The organism is Wolbachia endosymbiont (group A) of Phasia obesa, from assembly GCF_964028125.1.
GTDB classification, from domain to species: domain Bacteria; phylum Pseudomonadota; class Alphaproteobacteria; order Rickettsiales; family Anaplasmataceae; genus Wolbachia; species Wolbachia pipientis.
In genome coordinates this window covers 505,403-524,780 of the sequence record NZ_OZ034764.1, presented here as the reverse complement: position 1 = coordinate 524,780, position 19,378 = coordinate 505,403, and the positions used below count along the sequence as shown (strand labels likewise).

The following is a 19,378-nucleotide window of genomic DNA, read 5'->3' as shown; positions in this document are numbered from 1 at the left end:
GAAAGGTTTTTCTACGTCATACCGCCGCGGTATCTCAGCATAGATTCCGCTAACGAGTAGCGGAATGACGAATTTGTTGTTTTTCAAATTGTAGGTAAACCTAAGCCACTTTAGCTATATAGGGTCACAACGATGGATTTTTAAGATCGTTTACGGCTTTCTTAATGTCTTCAGCCTTGAATATCGCCGATCCCGCAACTAAAATATCTGCACCTGCTTTTATTATATCAGCTGCGTTAGAAAAGTTAATTCCACCATCTACTGAAATTTGTGTTTTAAGATTACGCTCCTGTATCATTTTTTTTATAGTAGATATCTTGTTCAACTGTGAATGAATAAATTCCTGCCCTCCAAAGCCAGGGTTGACTGTCATAATCAGCACAATATCTAGCTCATGTATTATATATTCAAGCACACTTGGGGAAGTTGAAGGAACAATTGAGACTCCAGCTTGAATCGGTTTTTTTGCATCGTTTACATTTTTGTATGACTTTATCTTTCTTATCAACCTCTCAAGGTGTATCTCTGCTTCTGCATGTACAGTGATAATATCAGCACCAGCATTTATAAAGCTTTCAATGTGGTTACCAGGAGATTTGACCATTAAATGCACATCAAAAGGAAGATTGCTATATTTACGTATTGCAGAGACAACGCTAGGACCAATTGTAATATTTGGAACGAAATTCCCATCCATAACGTCTATGTGTATGTAATCTACACCTAAATCGCTAATTTTTCTTACTTCTTCTCCTAATTTTGCAAAGTCTGCTGAAAGTATAGAAGGTGCAATTTTAATACTCATGAGCTGCCTTTTTTACTAAAAAATAACTTATTTTTAAACTCTGTCACCCTAAACACCATCTAAGTAGCTAGAGAAGCTGGATACCGATATCGGTATGCCTATTTAACTAGATCTTAAATTAGATAAAAAAAGGTAGTCTTGATAAAACTTATTTACAGCAAGTTTTTTTACATTTGGACTTTCTGTTTGTTCTTTTTTGTACCCTAATTTATAGCTTATTGAATCCTTGTATAAACTGATCGTTTTGTATGCTTTGTTCATCTCTCTAGGAAAGATGCCATTAGCAATTACGACGCATAACCCTGTAGCTGTTGCAAAAGCTAGAGTGGTAAATGCTAGATTTTGTAAAAAATTCCTTCCACTAACTTTTTTTTCCTGTATATTAGCAGAGTGCGATTTGTTTGACACTTCTTCTAGATATTCATGCCATATGTGATTGCAGTTCGTACATTTTACCTTTCTTCCAGATGCACCTATTTGCTTAGGAGATACTAAGTAAGTTTTAGTACAACTATTACATTGTATTTTCATAGCACTTACATATAAGTAGTAACAAGCCCAAATGATACGAGCTACAAATTTAATATCAATATATATATAACAAATGGAAGGTTTGCAACTAAAAAAAACACAGAGTGAGATAGAAGATATTTGGAAAAATAGAGAAAAATTTAATGACTGTAATCTAAAGAAAACAGCAAGAATAGCAATTAAAGAGGTAATTGAGCTCCTTGATAGTGGCAAAATTAGAGTAGCAGAAAAGCTATCAAGTGGAGAATGGGTAGTACATAAGTGGATAAAGCAGGCAATATTATTACATTTTCTCACCGAAGAAAATAAAATAATAGATAATACTAATTGCTGGTTTGACAAGATCGGTAACAAATTTAGTGAATGGAATGAGGAGAAATTTCGCCAGTTAAAAATTAGAGCAGTTCCTGGGTGTTTTGTTCGCCGATCTGCTTATATAGGTACAAATGTTGTTCTAATGCCAAGTTTTATCAACGTTGGTGCATATGTTGATTCAGGAACAATGATAGATACCTGGTCAACGATTGGTAGCTGTGCGCAAATAGGAAAAAACTGTCATATTTCCGGTGGAGTGGGAATAGGTGGAGTTCTTGAGCCTATTCAAGCTTCACCTGTCATTATAGAAGATAATTGCTTTATTGGAGCACGTAGCGAAGTGGCCGAGGGTGTGGTAGTGAGAGAAGGATCAGTCCTTGGCATAGGTGTGTTTATTGGGGCATCAACAAAGATTATTGATAGAGAAACTAGCAAGGTATTTTACGGCGAAGTGCCACCTTATTCTGTAGTGGTACCAGGGTCTATTCCATCTAAAAATAATATTTCAACCTATTGTGCAGTCATAGTAAAAAAAGTGGATGAAAAGACGAGATCGAAAATCTCTATAAATGAAATATTGAGGGATTAAACTATCTTACTCCTTGTCGTCACTTTTTTTATCATTATTACTAACCACAGTAATGGCATACGCGCATAACTCTGAGAAAGAGACTCCATTTTCTTGAGATAGTTTATATAATTTTTGTAGACTTTCTTTTACTTTATTAGGAATATTCCCTCCACGTTCTTTTACAAGCCAGGAATCTTGATGATGAATTGGATGAGCATCACTTTTTGGATTTCCTATGTATATTGCAAAAGGTGAACTTTGTCCTTTGAAGTCACATTGTACAGTAAATTTTTTTATAGATTCAGCCATCTAAAGACCTCTACTTTTCTTTTTGGTCGATTTTATAGCAGGTGGAAGAGGTGGTTTCTTTATAAAATCTTGTCTATTGACAACACTTTCTCTACCTTCCAAAGCTCGGCGAACATCAGCTCTGCTTAATTGCGACTCTTTTGCTACCTTCATTCCATGCTTTGCCATAATATTAGCATATGCTAGTACTTTTTTTACCAATGCTAGATCACCATCTAGCATTTGAACTAGCACTTGAAACACTTCCGCTAAAGTTAGCCCATCAGCATTTATAACCTTGTTTTCTATAAAATTGACAGCTTCTTCAAATTTGTATTCAATACTATCATCTTGAGCTATAAGGACAACATAATCGGTGTTTTTGTCGTCCATAACTGAAGCACTATTACTCACAAACTTAAGTGTATACTATATATATAAATACTCTACTATTTTATATTATGGCACGCTATAGTTAAACATTTATTAATAACATGCTCACTTATATACACGAATTAATTGACAAAAGTCAAGGATCAATATCCATCAGTGATTTCATGAATGCCGTTTTGTACCATGAAAAATACGGCTATTATACAAGTAAATTACCGCTTGGTAAGGATGGTGATTTTACTACCGCACCTGAGATCAGCCAATTATTTGGTGAAGTAATTGCAGTTTGGATAATGCATACATGGGAAAAATTAGGAAAGCCATCAAAATTTTCTCTAGTTGAACTTGGGCCAGGCAAAGGAACACTCATTCACGATATAATAAGAGTCACTAAAAAATACAGCAGCTTTTTTAATTCAATGTTGATCCACTTAGTTGAAATAAGCCCTACTTTACGGAAGATACAAAAGGAAAAATTAAAAAGCTTAGATGTTAATTGGCACAAAAATATTGACAACCTACCAGAACAACCAACCATTTTTTTAGCAAATGAGTTCTTTGACGCTCTTCCGGTAGATCAGTTTGTTTACCGCGATGGGCAGTGGTATGAAAATATGGTGACAAAACAAGATGATGGCAGTCTCTTGGTGTCATGCCAGTGCGTGACACTGGAATCCAGAAAAAAAGAATCATGGATTCCAGTGTCAGCTACTCAGATGACAAATGGAAAATTCTTTAATGGTGCAGTGGTGGAAATATGTTCAGTTGGGGTTGAAATATTAAAAAAACTTGAGAAGAAGATATATAATAATAAAGGAGCTGCTTTGATTGTAGATTACGGTTATGTATACCCCGCATATAAGAGCACTTTGCAATCGATAAAACAACATAAGTATGCTAATTTTCTTGAGAATGTTGGTAATAGTGATATTACCGCACTTGTGAACTTTCAAGCGTTAAGAGATTCATTAAAGCATGTAGATTGTGAGATTTTAACTCAAAGGGAATTTTTATATCTTTTTGGCATAAAAGAAAGAACCCAGGCTTTAATGAAAAGCGCAAGTGATGAACAAAAGAATAGGATCTTTAGTGAATTCCTAAGGTTGACTGAAAATATGGGCACTCTTTTTAAAGCAATGCTATTGATATAGCTAACCCAAGAAAGGTTTCCCTACGTCATACCGCCGCGATATCTCAGCATAGATTCCGCTAACGAGTAGCGGGATGACGAGCTTATCGTCATGCTGCCGCGAACCGTCATACCGCCACGAACTGTCATACCACCACGAACCGTCATACCGCGATTCATTCGCGGTATCTCTAGATCCCGCTAACAAGCAGCGGGATGACGGTTGTCTCCTAGCTGTCATCCCAGTACTGGTAGACTCAAATCACAATGCTCGTATAACTGCAACCCTGTAGGTACTGTTTCTCACCCACTGCAAATATTGCACGGTACTGTCCACTTGGTCGTCGTGGCGCGTTTCAGGAAACATTAAAATCTCATACTCAAAATCGTTCAGCCATACTGCTTGATGTGGCAGAAAAACCTTGCCAGACTCTATAATCGGAACAATTTGATGAAATCGAGTGAGCTTGTCATCATGTGGCACTATTTCAATAATCGGTAAATCACTGTTTGTCTTTAGCTCTTGCACCAATTGTTGACCACTTGTTTTTGCTTCGATTAAAATTGCGTGTGGCGTCCATCTTGCAGCTAGTGACAAAACCTGTTCTTTAAGCTTTGGATACTCAAGCTTTGCGCGATATACGTCGAGTAAATAGAATTTATTATCTATTTTTGCCCAGGTGGTGCAGACACTAAAGTTGCTCATGTTACTTGTTGAAACCGCAGTATCCCAACTTTGTGTTATATGCGAGAGATTATCAGGAAATTTTTTATAGCGTTTCAACCACTCTGGTTTAATTATACCACTTGAAAGCGGCAGAGGGTTTTGTTGATATTGAGCAGCAAAAGTGTAACTCCCAAGTTCAGCTTTTATTATCTCAACTTCTTCTTTTCCTCCATCGAGGGGATATAACAACTGACCTTCTTCTCTTGAATATAATATCCTTACAGGTGACGCTGGTTTATTATATAATCGCCTGGTCGCACAGTGCTGAGCTACTCGGATGATAGGAACGGGAGGTATTGGCTTTTTGATTGAATAAATAACCTGCTTATTTTCAGAAATCATTGGCAAACAAATATGATGCCATATGTTTTTTGGCTTGGAGAGAAGGTGTCCAGTTAAGTCCTCCTGGTGTAGCCTGTGCATTACAAGAACGATGACTCCTTTTTTTCTATCGTTCAGCCTGGTTACTAAAGTCTGATCAAACCAGTTTGTGGCACGCTTTCTAAGCGTTTCACTCAAAGCTTGAGCAGAACTGAGCGGATCGTCCACAATGATAAAATCACCACCTTCACCAGTTAGTGTTCCACCAACTGATGTTGCGATTCTGTATCCTCTCTGCACTGTTTGAAATTTATATTTGGTATTCTGGTCTTTGGATAGTTCTATCTCTGGAAATAGCGCTCTATACCAACTAGACTGCATCACGCACCTGGTGTCGAGCGAGTGCTTTTCGCTGAGCCGCTGAGAATAACTTGCAACTATTATTCTCGCAGTTGGTTGGTTTCCCAGTATCCATGCGGGCCACGCAACGCTTATGCACATGGACTTCATCGAGCGCGGAGGCATATTGAATATTATTCGTTTCACTTCACCAGCGCTCGCTGCTTCCAGCCTATCTGCTATGACTTTTATATACTGATAATCGTTATACTCACACCCCGGCACTACCGTTTGAAAGCACAGTTCAATGAATTTTAGAAAGTTCATGATATAATGTTGAAACCAACGCGTGACGCTGGGATGACAAAAAAAGGAGCACTGAAGGCTATAGGTGAGACGTCGCGGTATCTCTAGATCCCGCTAACAAGCAGCGGGATGATGAATTACTATGCCGCCGCGAACCGTCATACCGCCGCGGTATCTCAGCCGCTAACAAGTAGCGGAATGACAACAATCCTACGTCATACCGCCGCGGCGCTAACAAGAGATCCCGCTAACAAGCAGCGGGATGATGAATTACTATGCCGCCGTGAACCGTCATACCGCCGCGGTATCTCAGCCGCTAACAAGTAGCGGAATGACAACAATCCTACGTCATACCGCCGCGGCGCTAACAAGAGATCCCGCTAACAAGCAGCGGGATGACGAATTACTTAACCATCATCTACACCGTCATACCGCGATTCATTCGCGGTATCTCAAAGCATAGATCCCGCTAACACGTAGCGGGATGACGGTTGTTGTTTAGCTATAAATATTAAGAAATTTACCAAATGAAAAAAAAGGCAAAAGAAACCCTGGGGTTATTATCCGCTTTAAAATATTGGCGTTTTTTATGTTTTAAACGCTTGACAAGCGAGATTCAGCCGCTTTTAATTGCAACTAACTTACGCTGCAAATGTTTAAGAAATTTACTAAGCAGAAAAAAAGACAAAGAATCCCCGAGTTAGCTAGTCTTTTACTATCTCTGTCGAGTATTGGCATTTTTTGATGTCTTGTAACGCTTTATAAGCGCGTTCAGCTTATTTAGATAAAAATCTAGATGTAGATGAAGTTTTGTAAAGACATACAGTATCTATATACTGCAAAAAATTGAACATAAGACGCCGATACATTAAGTAATCCTTACCTTTTAATCTGCAGATTGGCGAAAGCAAATACAATAGCTTCACTATCATGATAAGAGCGCTGGCGAAGGGTGTCAAGTAAGTTTTTTCGTTTCTATTCCCAATAAAAGTTTGTTATATGGTTATGCAAGAAGTTTAATACTCATAGTTTCAAGCATATACTGAAATATCTCATTAGCAATTGCAACATCTTGGCGTGGGGCTTTGCCGTGTTCTATAAACACAGAGATTGCATAGCGCGGGTTATGGTAAGGGCCATAGGCGATAAATAACTTATGACTTTCGCCCTTAGAGTTTATTTCTGGTGTACCGGTTTTGCCAGCAATTTGTATACCGCTTAGCCCTTTCTTATAGGTTCCAGTTTTAGAATTCACCACATCAAACATAGCTTTTCGAACTATGCTAAGATGCTCACAATCCACATCAATATCGGGAAAATCTTGTATCGTTTTACTCATCTCAATGTGGGGAATTACCTCTTTTCCTGTTGCAATCCTCGCTGCAAGAACTGCAAGCTGTAGTGGTGTTGTAAGCATATACCCTTGTCCTATAACTAAGTTGATAGTGTCACCTAAATACCACTGCGAATATAGCTTTCGTGTACGCCAATCTCTATCTGGCAACAACCCTGGAGCTTCTTCTTTAAACGTTCCAATCAGTGGCCCACTTCCAATACCAAATTTTCTGGCCATTTCTACTAGAGAGTCTACACTTATTTTTTTCCCTATATTATAAAAGTAAGTGTTGCATGATAATGCCATTGCCTCATTTAAAGATACATACCCATGGACTTTGCTTTTCAGACAACGAAATTTCCGCTCACCTATTTTCATATAGCCCTTGCACGAGAATTTCTCTTCTGGTGTTATTATCCCGTCTTTTAAACCCGCAAGCGCAACTATTACTTTAAATATTGAACCAGGTGGAATTTGATATGATAACGCACGATTCACAAGCGGTAATGAAGGAGCATTCAAGTTTTCCCAAGTCTCATTTGATAGCCTGCTAGCAAAAAGATTATTATCGTAAGAAGGTGAATTATATAATGCTAAAATTTCTCCATTATTTACATCAATTACCACTGCGGAGCCTTGGTGATCTTTAAATACCTCTGCGGTTTTCTCTTGCAGATTAATCTCAATTGTCAGTTGTACATCTTGTCCGTCTTGTTGTGGTATGCTTGATAATTCTTTTATGACGCGTTTTTTAGAATTTATTTCCTGCTCAGATTTTCCTGACTTGCCTTTCAATATATGATCATATGTATATTCAATACCGCTGATTCCTACTTCGCTTATGCCTTGCTGTCTTTTTGTATATCCGATTACATGAGAACACATTGAACCAAACGGGTAATAACGTTTATAAAGAGCAGTTATTTTTTCTGACGATTTTGCTATTTTAGACTCGACTTCTGATAATGTCTGCAAATCAACTTCCTTACCAGAACCATCAAACAAAACAACATACGAAATTTTGTTTACCGCAAGTTCAATGCTATTCCTATCTAAAATTTTGCCCCGCTTAGGCATAATAGTAGCAACTCTTATTCTATTACTATTAGATAGTGCTTCGTACTTTTGTCTGTTTCGTATTTGTAAATTATATAACCTGCAACTAAAAACCGCAGAAATGGTAAGCTGAATACCACATAATATGAATGCTCTGCGGTTAAAGACTTTGTTTTTTGTCCACATAACATTCCTTCAAAACACACTTTTTTCCCCTCTTTTATTGTTACACTTCTGGCTTTTACCGTATTACAAACCCTTTTTTCCCACTCACTTAAGGTCACAAACTTATAATCTGATTTTTTTAGTATTTTAATAATATGAGGTAAAGCTTCAATTGTGTTTGACCTGTTATTGTGATCATGAAACAGTATAACTGCTCCATTATGTACATTACTTAAAACTCTTTCAACTAAAGTTTCTGGCTTATCACCTTGCCAATCTAGCGAATCAACTGTCCATAATATTGAATACATATTTAATTGATCAGTATTTTCAATCAGATTATCGTCATAACATCCATATGGCGGACGAAACCATTTTACATCTTGTTTTATTGCATTTTTAATTGCTGTATTTGTCTTTTCCAATTCTTGCAATTGTTCCTCACTTGAAAGTGATGTCAACTTCCTATGCGACCAAGAGTGATTGCCTAACTCATGACCTGATTCATGAATTTTCTTTACTATTTCAGACGTTTTTTCATTTATACGTTCACCAAGCACAAAAAATGTTGCTTTTGCTTCATAGCTTTCCAGAACATTAATAATATCGTTTATTCTATTGTTGGAAGGTCCATCATCAAACGTAAGCGCAACAAACTTATCGTCGTTATTCAATAATTTTTTTATATTACTTAAATTTCTATATGATAGATCTAGATTACAACTGAGCCCACAGTATGGTAAATTAAAATTACAATCACTACAAAAAGCCGTACTTGAATATAGTAAGAAAAAAGTGATTATCCTTATAAACATTTGTAATCAGCAAAGTGATAGAATACTACACTTTTTTGCTAAGTTAAGCCATCTTTAATTGCTGTAGCCTTTACTTCATCGCTTCTTTAATATATTATATTAACAATTTTATATAATATATTATGATTGCAAATATAAATACCGTTGCGCTTCAGGGAATTAGCACAGTAAATGTCAATGCACAAATTCATATGGCAAATGGTATTCCAGCTTTTAATATTGTTGGCTTGCCGGATAAAACTGTTGCAGAATCCAGAGAGCGCATCAGAGCAGCGTTAAATTCAATCAATCTACTACTACCTCCAAAAAGAATTACAGTTAATCTCTCCCCTGCGGATTTGCTGAAAGAAGGCAGTCATTATGACTTGGCTATTGCTATTGGACTACTTGTTGTAATGAATGTGATACCAGTTGAAAAAGTTCAGTCTTATATAATCATGGGTGAACTGGCTCTTGATAGCAGAGTTATTCCAGTTTCAGGTGTGCTGCCAACAGCAATTAATGCAAAAAAGGACAATAAAGGAGTAATTTGCCCGAGAGGAAATGGTGTAGAAGCTGTATGGGTGAAGAATGTTTCAATTCTGGCTATAGAGAAATTAACTGATATTATCAGACACTTTAAGGGTGAGCAATTAATTCAGCCAGTAATTTTTAATTATAGTGATGCACCCAAAGAAAAAAGATTGGTTCCCGATATGAAGGATATCAAAGGCCAAGTTGTTGCAAAAAGAGCAGCTGAAATTGCAGCAGCAGGTGGGCATAATATGCTTCTTGTTGGCCCTCCTGGTACTGGAAAATCAATGCTTGCTAAGCGCTTTATAGGATTGCTGCCTGATTTAACCGAACAGGAGATAATTGATGTTAATATTATTTCCAGCATAACAAAAACTGGTAATGAAATATTCAAAGTAACTCGTCCCTTTCGTGAACCTCATCATTCATGCTCTATGCCAGCGATGATAGGGGGAGGAAAGAATGCAAAACCTGGAGAAATTACCATGGCTCACAATGGCGTGTTATTCCTTGATGAGTTGCCAGAATTTCCAAGACTTGTGCTTGATTCTCTGCGCCAACCACTTGAAGATAGAAAAGTTACCGTTGCAAGGGCAAATGCTCACATAACCTACCCTGCAAATTTTCAACTGATTGCTGCAATGAACCCTTGCAGGTGCGGTTATTTAGGTGATGCAAGCAGATCGTGCAACAAAGCTCCAAAGTGTGGCACAGATTACAAAAACAAAATATCAGGCCCATTGCTTGATAGAATAGACATATGCATTGAAATGCCAAACGTTAGCATACTCTCTCCTGAAATCTCTGTGGAGGGAGAAAGTACTAAAATCATAAGAGAAAGAGTGATAGCAGCAAGAAAAGTTCAAACTGAGCGCTATAGTGAATTAAATATTCGTTGCAATTCAGAAGTAAGCGGTGAAGCATTTAATAAATTTACTGAACCAGATCAGGCAGGGTTAGAATTGCTAAAATACGTACTGAAAGAAAATTACATTTCCAATCGAGGCCACACACGCGTATTAAAAGTTGCAAGAACTATTGCAGATCTTGCAAAAAGTGAAGAAGTAAAAAGAGCACACATTGCTGAAGCGCTCAATTACAGAATAAAGGTATATTAAAAAATTAGTTTACTTGACAGGCAATTTTTTTTACTATATGCTTCCTTAATGAAATTTTAACATTCTATTTAAGGAGTAGAGTTATGGCATTAACAAATTATGAGTATAGAAAAGGGGATGGCATTTTTCATGCTATTTCAGAAGGATATATACGAGCTGAAAAATACTGGGGAATTCCTGGTGCTGCTGGTGGAGCTGGTCAGTACGCTATGCATAATAAAGGGAGAACAGCATTATTTCCGCTTGCAGTTGCAAGTGTTGTCTTTACAGCAATGCATATGAAAGCAGGCTTTGTTAGTGCAGCAGAAGCTTCTGGGTTTCTTGCTAAGACTGCCAGTTACTTTGTTGGAACAAATCAAGCAATAGCTGCTTCATTACCTGGATTTATCGGAACAGGTGTTGCTGGTCAGATAGTTGCGGGTGCCATAATGGCAATTGCTGCAGCTGCTGTTCTTTATGGAACATATCAAATTGCCTCAAAATTAAAAGATGTTGCGGTTGAAGCATTGAAAGGGGAAGAGAAAGATAAGGAAGCTAATAATCTTTAACAAAATAAAAAGGGATAGGTTTCTGTCCCTTTTTATAAACGTTTTCTATTTTTTGCATCGGTTAAGTGATGTCATCTAAGAATCTAGTTATTATAATTAACGGCACTTATTAGTATAAATGTTAAGAATAAGTAAATCCCGTTTACTGTTTACGCCTATAGAAGTGAAAAGTATTTGCATATTATTAAAAAAGCGGTAACTTATTATCAAGTGAATTCGCTAAATTTGAGTAATTTAAATGTCTATTGATCTTAGTCTGCCGGAGTTACCTATATTGCACCCAAGGATTACCGTTGTGGGAGTGGGTGGTGCTGGTGGAAATGCTGTGAATAACATGATCCAATCTAATTTGCAAGGAGTGAATTTTGTTGTCGCAAATACCGATGCTCAAGCACTAGAAAAGTCGTTATGTGATAAAAAAATTCAGCTTGGCATTAATTTAACTAAGGGGCTTGGTGCTGGTGCTTTGCCTGATGTTGGCAAAGGTGCAGCAGAAGAGTCAATTGATGAGATTATGGAGCATATAAAAGATAGTCATATGCTTTTCATCACAGCAGGAATGGGCGGTGGTACTGGAACCGGTGCAGCACCGGTAATTGCAAAAGCAGCCAGAGAAGCAAGAGCCGCAGTTAAGGATAGAGCGCCAAAAGAAAAAAAGATATTGACTGTTGGAGTTGTAACTAAACCGTTCGGTTTTGAAGGTGTGCGCCGTATGCGCATTGCAGAGCTTGGACTTGAAGAACTGCAAAAATACGTGGATACACTTATTGTCATTCCAAATCAGAATTTATTTAGAATTGCAAATGAAAAAACTACATTTTCTGATGCATTTAAACTTGCTGATAATGTTCTGCACATTGGCATCAGAGGAGTAACTGACTTGATGGTCATGCCAGGGCTTATCAATCTTGACTTCGCTGATATAGAAACAGTAATGAGCGAGATGGGCAAAGCGATGATCGGCACCGGAGAGGCAGAAGGAGAAGATAGAGCAATTAGTGCTGCAGAGGCTGCAATATCTAATCCATTGCTTGATAATGTATCAATGAAAGGTGCGCAAGGAATATTAATTAACATTACTGGTGGCGGAGATATGACTCTGTTTGAAGTTGATGCTGCAGCCAATAGAGTGCGTGAAGAAGTAGATGAAAATGCAAATATAATATTTGGTGCTACTTTTGATCAAGCGATGGAGGGAAGAGTTAGAGTTTCTGTTCTTGCAACTGGCATTGATGGTCGCAATAATAAATCAGAAACTTCACCTATAAGTCAGAGCGAAGACTCAGAGAAAGAGAAATTTAAGTGGCCATATAGTCAAAGTGAAAGTACACAAGACAAAACACTGGAAACAAAACCAGCTGAACAGGTAAGCGAAGGAGCTAAGTGGGGCAGCAATATCTATGATATACCAGCTTACTTAAGAAGAAAAAAATAATGCAATTTTGGCTACTTAAGTCAGAGCCAAGTGAATACTCATGGCAAAAAATGGAAAAGGAGCAGGTAGTTGAGTGGGATGGTGTGCGCAATTATCAAGCTCAAAATTACATGAAAATTATGAAAGCAAGCGATCTTGCGTTTTTTTATCATACAGGTAAAGAGAAAGCAATACTTGGAATCGTTGAAGTATTTAAAGAGTATTATCATGTTAATGATCCCAAGTTCGGATTAGTGAATGTAAAGTTTTTGAAACCTTTAAATAACCAAGTAACGTTAAATAATATAAAACAAAACCCACTTTTGAAAAATATGACTATATTAAAACAACCACGTTTATCAATTGCCCCAGTTTCGGAAATTGAATGGAATGAAATAATAAGGATGAGTGATGTGTAATACCTGTCATTTCAGTTCCTAAATGATGTCATCTCAGCACACAACGCACAGCTGTATGAATATTTGTCTCGAAGGCAGTGCATTAAACGTTATAGCCGATTTTGCATCAAACACAAAGGTGTCATTCCAGTGCTTGACACTGGAATCCAGCCTTAATGCAACCACATTAAAGCCGTTGTGTTTTAATATAAGATTAGCTACTTTTATATTCACTAACTTGATGTCTAATCAAAATTCCTGGATCCCAGTGCCTAGACACTGGGATGACATCCTTCTAGTGTACAATATTCGTACAGTTGTGTACATGACACAAGGGTCTATAACTCTTCTTTTTTGGATTCCAGTGTCAGCTATTTGCATGACACCCTTACTGATGTGTCACTCATGTTAGAAGTAAATATTCTTGACAAGAAATGGTGCAGCATTATAGAAAATCCTAAAAATTTTGTATTAGGTGTCATCAATGCTTCTCTAAAAGAATTAAAAATAGACCACTATAAACCAAATATATCAATAGCTCTGGCTGATGATGACTTGCTACATCAACTTAATTTAAAATTTAGAGAAATGGATAAGCCAACTAACGTACTATCATTTCCGTATGAACAATTGTCTAATGAGTGCGATTTAGGAGACATAGCAATTTCAATAGACACAATAAAAAGAGAATCGCATGAGTATTATATACCCATTCTTGCTCACATTGCACACATGTTAGTGCATGGATTACTGCATTTACTTGGTTATGATCACCAAAAAAAAGATGAAGAAATTATAATGAAAAATCTAGAAAGAGAGATTTTAGCTTCGCTTGGCTACAATATGTGTGCGATTTAAAAGGAATTTAATAAAAATATAGTAGATGATAATAAAATATGTTATCTACAAAGGGTTTTAGCTATAAACAATAAAAGGTAAGTGATATGGTTCAGTTTTCTTTGCCAAAGAATTCTAAAATTAATCAAAAGGGCAAAATTTATCCTATTCCTGCTAGAGCAAAAAACATCAGAAGATTTCAAATTTACCGTTGGTCTGCTGATGACGAGAAAAACCCTAGAATAGACACATTTTTTATTGATATGGATAGTTGTGGCCCTATGGTACTTGATGCATTAATAAAAATAAAGGATGAAATAGATTCGACTTTAACTTTCAGACGTTCTTGTAGAGAAGGCATATGTGGATCTTGTGCCATGAATATTGACGGAACCAATACTCTTGCATGTACTAGATCTATACATGATATAAAAGGTGACGTAAAAATATATCCATTACCTCACATGTATGTAATAAAGGACCTAGTCTCGGATTTGAGCCAATTTTATGAGCAATACAAATCAATTAAACCTTGGTTACAAGCAGATAAGCCTGCCCTACCAAATAAAGAATACTCTCAATCTTCTGAAGATAGAAAAAAATTAGATGGCTTGTCCGACTGTATATTATGTGCTTGCTGTTCGACTGGTTGCCCAAGCTACTGGTGGAATAGTGATAAATTTTTAGGACCAGCAATACTATTACAAGCTTACAGATGGATTGCTGACAGCCGTGATAATAAGACAGGTGAAAGACTTGATGTTTTAAACGACCCATTCAAGTTGTATCGTTGTCATACAATAATGAATTGCACAAAAACTTGTCCTAAAGGACTTAATCCAGCAAGAGCAATAGCGAAAGTAAAACAGCTCATGGTAGAGAGAGAAGGAGTTTAAGTATTATCTTTTGCATTCTTCGTAAGAGAACAGCAAACCTTCCGAAGCGTAGGGTATTGTTAATACCCTGAACGCTTTTCCGTTTGTGAAGTGCATCGTATCATCGTACGATTCAAATAATTTTTTGAACAACTCATGTCTTTGGTTACTAATAGTTTGAAAATCCTCTTTTTCTAAAAGCTTTTTAGATTCGAAGAGGTAAAGCATAACTTCGTGATAAGTTGGGTAAGATGCCAAAAATTTTGGGTCAAATTGAAAGGTTTTTATAAAAGCATTATTATAAAATTTTAGCTTTTGATTCTTACTATATATTACTATAGCAACCGGTAACCTCTCAAGCAAATTTTTCTGTGTAGCTAAATAACTGTTTAATTCAGTATATAATTTCTCTGCATCACTAACATCTTTCCCATACATTACTATGCTACCAGAACCTTGTATTGGAATTTTAACAAAATCGAAAACCTTAGGTTCGTTCTTATAAGTTATGACATGTCTTCCTGGTTTTGTGCTATGAGCGCTACCGGTAATAGCAAATTTCTTAGAACCATCTACATATTTATCATAAAACAAGTTATAAAATTCCACCTTTCTACTCTTGTTATATCTTAGTATTGGAAATGGTAAAGAGTTGAAAACGTTTTTATAGCTCTCCACTTCCTGTGTAAGCTTACTATTTTCTAACTCAAGTCCGTTAGCCTTTATCTTACAGTCTGAGACATTCCTTATCCATAACAGCACACCTATCACATTGTTAGAATCATCTATTATGCTTCTACCGTAACATATGCAATAAACCTCACTGTCTTTTGACTTTAAATCTAGAGTAAAAGATTTATTTATTTCCTTTGCCTCAACAAAATTTTTGATTAAGCTTTCTGATTGCTCAAAAAAATTCACAAACTCATTAAATGAGTAAAAAACAGTATTAAGCAAAATTAGTAAATTGGGAGAGAACTTTTCTATACGTTTTTTTGCATCCCAAATATAAAACCCATCATTCACAGTATCAATCAAATTATTTATGATAACATTTTGATGCTGTAAGTTCTTAATCTTATTACTAATTTTTAATTTAGAATAAGAGAGAAAGAATAATATTAGAATCAATATTAAAACCACTTCATACAAAAAAAACATAGCACTTTTAAAACAAATGTAAAAATTTGTAACCGCTCAGAATTATGCTGAAGAGGTATATAAGTAAAGATTGCCTAACATTTGAAAGCCCAATCTCTTATAAAGGTTCACAGAAGATTTCATACAATGTGCTACTATATATTTGCATTCAAGCTGTTTAGCTATCTTTATTCTTTCTAAAACCATTTGGGTACCTATTCCACGATTCCTGTAAATTGGTAAAACTCCATCACTATAAAAACCAGCTACGCTATCTTGAACATAAAGACCGCATGTCCCAATAATTTCATTATTTAGTGTTACAAGAAAAAATCTTAATCTTGAGTTCTTATCATCATAATTTGATAATCCGCGAAAAAATGTGCTGACAATTCCAACGCCATGATAAAAAATTTTAGAAGTGTGTAGATCTAACTGTTCTAAGAGGTTGCTACCATTCACAGCATTTAACCTCAAGTTTGGAATAACATCAGCAGGTAAAAAGTAATTTTTCATATTAAGTAAAGCTTTTTTTGGTGTGCTAACGTGTTTTATTTCACACTTTTCTAAAATATCTCTTATTTTCATATGTGAATTTATTACCCATGTTGCTTCTATATCTCTTGTTCTGAGATAATCTAGAGTTTTTTGTATAGAAAGCTCGGTACATTGATCTCCACAGAACACAAAATTAAATAATGACTCCCTGGTACCATTTATTGTAAATATGATGTTATCAAATTCATCGTGTACTTCCCACTCAGATAAATTCGCTGTGTACAGTATATAATCCTTTAGATTTTGAACAATTAAGCTTGAATAATAAATTTTTTTATCCTGCATACACCAACAATAAACAATAAAAGGCTCCTATAAGAACACAGGCTAAAATTGCAGCTATAACGTCATCTAGCATAATACCTAAAGGACCTTTGGTATTTTTATCGATTAAATTTATAGGCCACGTTTTTATTATATCAAAAAACCTAAAAGAAAAAAAGCACAACAACAATGAAGAATAATTCATCTCTTGGCTTAACAATATCGAAACTAAAAGTATCGTCAGCAATTGACCAACCACTTCGTCAATTACTACCTCTTTTGGATCACATGAAGTCTTGTAATGTTTTATATAATTACCTGTAGACCATAATCCAATTAAGAATAAAAAAGAAATAATTGCTGCACCTAAAATTTTGTTGCTCAGGATTACAGGAACAAGCGGAAAAGAAGCCAAACTACCCACAGTACCTGGCATTTTTTTTACTGTTCCAGACAGCCACCACGTTGATATTAATTTATATAAAAATTTCACAATATATCCAAATACAAAATTAACTTATAAGAACAGAAATAGTATCCTCTATAGAGGCGCTTTCATACAATAATCTATAGACCGCTTCACATATAGGCATTTTTATCTTTAGCTTTCCTGCTAAATTAAATATGGACTCAGCAGTGCTAAAACCTTCAATCACTGACTTGCCTTCTGACAAAATCTGCTGAACATTAAAGCCATTATCACTATTACCTATTTTAAACCCAAAAGATAAGTTTCTTGAATTCAAGGATGTGCATGTCATAATTAGGTCACCCAGACATGCTGGCCCAAGTAGTGTATTTATATCCACACTACCGTCACCAATTTTTGCTGAGTATAAAGCCTTAATTTCGCTCATACTTTTCGTAATCAATGCTGCATGAGCATTAAACCCAAGTTTACTACCTAGAACAATCCCACACGCTATAGCAAAAACGTTCTTTAACGCTGCACAAATCTGTACTCCTATAATGTCGTTACTAAACTCCAATTTAACATTTTCTTGTTGCAGCTCTGATACTAGCTTTGAACCTAATGTGTTATTTTGGCATGCAAGAACCATTGAATAGGGTAATTTTCTTGCAACTTCTACAGCAAAGCTAGGACCTGAAAAAATAGCAATAGGATTGTTAGGTAAAATTTCATTTACTATTTCACTAGGTAATTTTAATGTAGACTTTTCTATTCCCTTACAAGCTAAAATTATTGCTACATCTTTTTTCAGATTACAATTATGCAATTGCTGACATACCTTCCTCAGAGACTGAGTGGGAACAGCGAGGATTGTTACTGAAGCATTAATTGTGTCTTCAATAGCCAATTTTACTGACACATTATCAGAAATTCGACAACCGGGTAGCTTGTCACTTTCTCTTTTCCCGTTGATTGATTCAAATGTAGTTTCATTGCGAGTCCACAAAATCACATCTTTCTTACTACCTAATGAAATTGCGATTGCTGTACCCCATGCACCAGCACCTAAAATTGATATTGCCACACAATATTCCTGAAAATATTACTTATACTTTAAAATAGTAGGATAAGTAAATTAAAAATATAACACAGACATATAGAATAGTTAAATATTTATTAACCGAAGTATTCTTTTAATAATAGTAACTTTAATTCAATATTTACTAAAAATATTATTACTATCATGGTATGTCTATTATATTTTAGATCTATTTATATAACTTTGGAACAATATATTTACTATTAATTAATAAGTGTAATTTTGATCATTTGTTAATAAAAATTTGATTTATTACTTTCCTTAGTTATATATATTACTAAAATTATAAATTATTTATGGGGTGTAAAATATGCGTATATTATTAATTGAAGATGATCAAGTAAGTGCAAAGACTGTGGTTAACGCCTTAACTTCTGATGGACATTTCTGTGACGTTGTTACTTCTGCACAAGATTATAACAATAATATGGTTTCCTCAAACGGAGATTACTATGACCTAGTTATTTTAGATATACACTTGCCTGGTGATATTGACGGATATGATATATTGCTAAGACTAAGAAGTGCAAAAATCAAAGTTCCTGTCTTAATACTTTCATGTATATCCGCTGTCAATCACAAAGCTAAAGGACTCGGGTATGGTGCCGATGATTACTTAACCAAACCATTTCATAAAAGTGAGTTATTAGCTCGAATTAAGGCCATAGTGCGTCGTACTAAAGGCCATCCTGAATCGGTGATAAAGATTGGTAATATAAATATCAATTTTGATCACAGGATTGTTGAGGTGAAAGGTAAAACGGTTCACCTTACTAATAAAGAGTATTCTATGATAGAATTGCTAGCACTGCGTAAAGGAACAGTATTAACAAAAGAAATGTTCTTAAATCATCTTTACAATGGCTTAGATGAACCTTCAGATAACAAGATAGTTGATGTTTTTATGTGCAAATTACGTAAGAAACTTGAAAGTGCAAATGATGGAAAAAGCCACATAGAAACCGTTTGGGGCAGAGGGTATGTTCTGAAAGAGTATATTGATGATGATGAATATTCTAATGTTAATGTAGGCGAAAGTAGTGATGGCTATCAAGCAGAACAAGTGAAGGACAACGCATGAAATGCCTACACATTTAAATATAGC

The 19,378-nt window shown here is 35.7% G+C and carries 21 protein-coding genes and 1 pseudogene; 9 read left to right on the top strand and 13 right to left on the bottom strand.

Annotation, left to right across the window (positions count from 1 at the left end):
* Nucleotides 1-124: 124 nt before the first annotated feature.
* Together rpe and ABWU29_RS02630 are read right to left on the bottom strand one after the other, a co-directional pair.
* Nucleotides 125-805 carry a ribulose-phosphate 3-epimerase gene (gene rpe, locus ABWU29_RS02635; protein WP_015589163.1) on the bottom strand — a complete coding sequence of 227 codons (681 nt, stop codon included), beginning with the start codon at nt 803-805 and terminating at the stop codon, nt 125-127.
* Between the two features lie 102 nt (nt 806-907).
* Nucleotides 908-1,336, bottom strand: coding sequence for a zinc-ribbon domain-containing protein (locus tag ABWU29_RS02630; RefSeq protein ID WP_010962781.1), 429 nt, complete (start codon nt 1,334-1,336; stop codon nt 908-910).
* A gap of 73 nt (nt 1,337-1,409) precedes the next feature.
* Between ABWU29_RS02630 and dapD the strand changes: the two genes are divergently transcribed.
* A complete protein-coding gene (gene dapD, locus ABWU29_RS02625) occupies nt 1,410-2,240 on the top strand; it encodes a 2,3,4,5-tetrahydropyridine-2,6-dicarboxylate N-succinyltransferase (protein WP_015589164.1) in 831 nt (276 codons plus the stop codon).
* A 6-nt stretch (nt 2,241-2,246) separates the two neighbouring features.
* On the opposite strand, the gene ABWU29_RS02620 is transcribed toward dapD, so the two are convergent.
* The gene (locus tag ABWU29_RS02620) at nt 2,247-2,531 is read right to left on the bottom strand and encodes a DUF2610 domain-containing protein (protein ID WP_010962783.1); all 285 of its coding nucleotides are present in this window, start codon (nt 2,529-2,531) and stop codon (nt 2,247-2,249) included.
* Nucleotides 2,532-2,903: a hypothetical protein gene (locus tag ABWU29_RS02615; protein ID WP_041573529.1), complete on the bottom strand. Its 372-nt coding sequence runs from the start codon at nt 2,901-2,903 to the stop codon at nt 2,532-2,534. It lies immediately after the preceding gene.
* 101 nt (nt 2,904-3,004) lie between these two features.
* Between ABWU29_RS02615 and ABWU29_RS02610 the strand changes: the two genes are divergently transcribed.
* The gene (locus ABWU29_RS02610) at nt 3,005-4,054 is read left to right on the top strand and encodes a class I SAM-dependent methyltransferase (protein WP_015589166.1); all 1,050 of its coding nucleotides are present in this window, start codon (nt 3,005-3,007) and stop codon (nt 4,052-4,054) included.
* A gap of 240 nt (nt 4,055-4,294) precedes the next feature.
* On the opposite strand, the gene terL is transcribed toward ABWU29_RS02610, so the two are convergent.
* The 3 genes and pseudogenes from terL to ABWU29_RS02595 all read right to left on the bottom strand — a co-directional run.
* Nucleotides 4,295-5,746, bottom strand: coding sequence for a phage terminase large subunit (gene terL / locus ABWU29_RS02605; protein WP_353280044.1), 1,452 nt, complete (start codon nt 5,744-5,746; stop codon nt 4,295-4,297).
* A gap of 982 nt (nt 5,747-6,728) precedes the next feature.
* Nucleotides 6,729-8,303, bottom strand: coding sequence for a penicillin-binding transpeptidase domain-containing protein (locus tag ABWU29_RS02600; protein ID WP_353280106.1), 1,575 nt, complete (start codon nt 8,301-8,303; stop codon nt 6,729-6,731).
* Nucleotides 8,304-8,329: 26 nt separating this feature from the next.
* Nucleotides 8,330-9,097, bottom strand: a pseudogene (locus ABWU29_RS02595) (polysaccharide deacetylase family protein); the annotation flags it as partial.
* Between the two features lie 122 nt (nt 9,098-9,219).
* Here ABWU29_RS02595 and ABWU29_RS02590 point away from each other — a divergent pair.
* The 4 genes from ABWU29_RS02590 (at nt 9,220) to ABWU29_RS02575 (ending at nt 13,109) form a co-directional block, all read left to right on the top strand.
* Entirely contained in the window at nt 9,220-10,728 is a 1,509-nt protein-coding gene (locus ABWU29_RS02590) for a YifB family Mg chelatase-like AAA ATPase (RefSeq protein WP_264378093.1), read from the top strand.
* Nucleotides 10,729-10,811: 83 nt separating this feature from the next.
* Nucleotides 10,812-11,276, top strand: a complete 465-nt coding sequence (locus ABWU29_RS02585; protein WP_015589170.1) for a hypothetical protein — start codon at nt 10,812-10,814, stop codon at nt 11,274-11,276.
* Between the two features lie 238 nt (nt 11,277-11,514).
* A complete protein-coding gene (gene ftsZ / locus ABWU29_RS02580) occupies nt 11,515-12,711 on the top strand; it encodes a cell division protein FtsZ (RefSeq protein WP_010962790.1) in 1,197 nt (398 codons plus the stop codon).
* On the top strand, nt 12,711-13,109 hold the full coding sequence (locus ABWU29_RS02575) for an EVE domain-containing protein (RefSeq protein WP_007549395.1): 399 nt from the start codon (nt 12,711-12,713) through the stop codon (nt 13,107-13,109). The genes ftsZ and ABWU29_RS02575 overlap by 1 nt, the downstream gene beginning before the upstream one ends.
* Nucleotides 13,110-13,142: 33 nt before the next feature.
* Here the strand turns inward: ABWU29_RS02575 and ABWU29_RS02570 are convergent, their stop codons facing one another.
* Together ABWU29_RS02570 and ABWU29_RS06010 are read right to left on the bottom strand one after the other, a co-directional pair.
* The gene (locus ABWU29_RS02570) at nt 13,143-13,322 is read right to left on the bottom strand and encodes a hypothetical protein (protein ID WP_022626337.1); all 180 of its coding nucleotides are present in this window, start codon (nt 13,320-13,322) and stop codon (nt 13,143-13,145) included.
* A gap of 15 nt (nt 13,323-13,337) precedes the next feature.
* Nucleotides 13,338-13,469: a hypothetical protein gene (locus ABWU29_RS06010; RefSeq protein WP_255322244.1), complete on the bottom strand. Its 132-nt coding sequence runs from the start codon at nt 13,467-13,469 to the stop codon at nt 13,338-13,340.
* 24 nt (nt 13,470-13,493) lie between these two features.
* On the opposite strand from ABWU29_RS06010, the gene ybeY reads away from it, so the two are divergent.
* Both ybeY and ABWU29_RS02555 read left to right on the top strand, forming a co-directional pair.
* Nucleotides 13,494-13,946 carry an rRNA maturation RNase YbeY gene (gene ybeY, locus ABWU29_RS02560; protein WP_010082473.1) on the top strand — a complete coding sequence of 151 codons (453 nt, stop codon included), beginning with the start codon at nt 13,494-13,496 and terminating at the stop codon, nt 13,944-13,946.
* Nucleotides 13,947-14,032: 86 nt separating this feature from the next.
* The gene (locus ABWU29_RS02555) at nt 14,033-14,821 is read left to right on the top strand and encodes a succinate dehydrogenase iron-sulfur subunit (protein ID WP_010082472.1); all 789 of its coding nucleotides are present in this window, start codon (nt 14,033-14,035) and stop codon (nt 14,819-14,821) included.
* A 3-nt stretch (nt 14,822-14,824) separates the two neighbouring features.
* Here ABWU29_RS02555 and ABWU29_RS02550 read toward each other — a convergent pair whose 3' ends face one another.
* From ABWU29_RS02550 to ABWU29_RS02535, 4 genes are read right to left on the bottom strand one after another with little or no spacing between them, the layout of a single operon-like run.
* Nucleotides 14,825-15,961, bottom strand: coding sequence for a hypothetical protein (locus tag ABWU29_RS02550; protein ID WP_010962793.1), 1,137 nt, complete (start codon nt 15,959-15,961; stop codon nt 14,825-14,827).
* 42 nt (nt 15,962-16,003) lie between these two features.
* Nucleotides 16,004-16,783 (bottom strand): GNAT family N-acetyltransferase, encoded by a 780-nt coding sequence (locus ABWU29_RS02545; protein WP_006280097.1) that lies wholly within the window; start codon nt 16,781-16,783, stop codon nt 16,004-16,006.
* Nucleotides 16,773-17,255 carry a phosphatidylglycerophosphatase A gene (locus tag ABWU29_RS02540; protein ID WP_141457025.1) on the bottom strand — a complete coding sequence of 161 codons (483 nt, stop codon included), beginning with the start codon at nt 17,253-17,255 and terminating at the stop codon, nt 16,773-16,775. Before ABWU29_RS02540 ends, ABWU29_RS02545 begins: the two co-directional genes overlap by 11 nt.
* 19 nt (nt 17,256-17,274) lie before the next feature.
* Nucleotides 17,275-18,258, bottom strand: a complete 984-nt coding sequence (locus ABWU29_RS02535; protein WP_006280098.1) for an NAD(P)H-dependent glycerol-3-phosphate dehydrogenase — start codon at nt 18,256-18,258, stop codon at nt 17,275-17,277.
* A gap of 325 nt (nt 18,259-18,583) precedes the next feature.
* Between ABWU29_RS02535 and ABWU29_RS02530 the strand changes: the two genes are divergently transcribed.
* Entirely contained in the window at nt 18,584-19,354 is a 771-nt protein-coding gene (locus ABWU29_RS02530; protein WP_006280099.1) for a response regulator transcription factor, read from the top strand.
* The last annotated feature ends 24 nt before the right edge of the window (nt 19,355-19,378 follow it).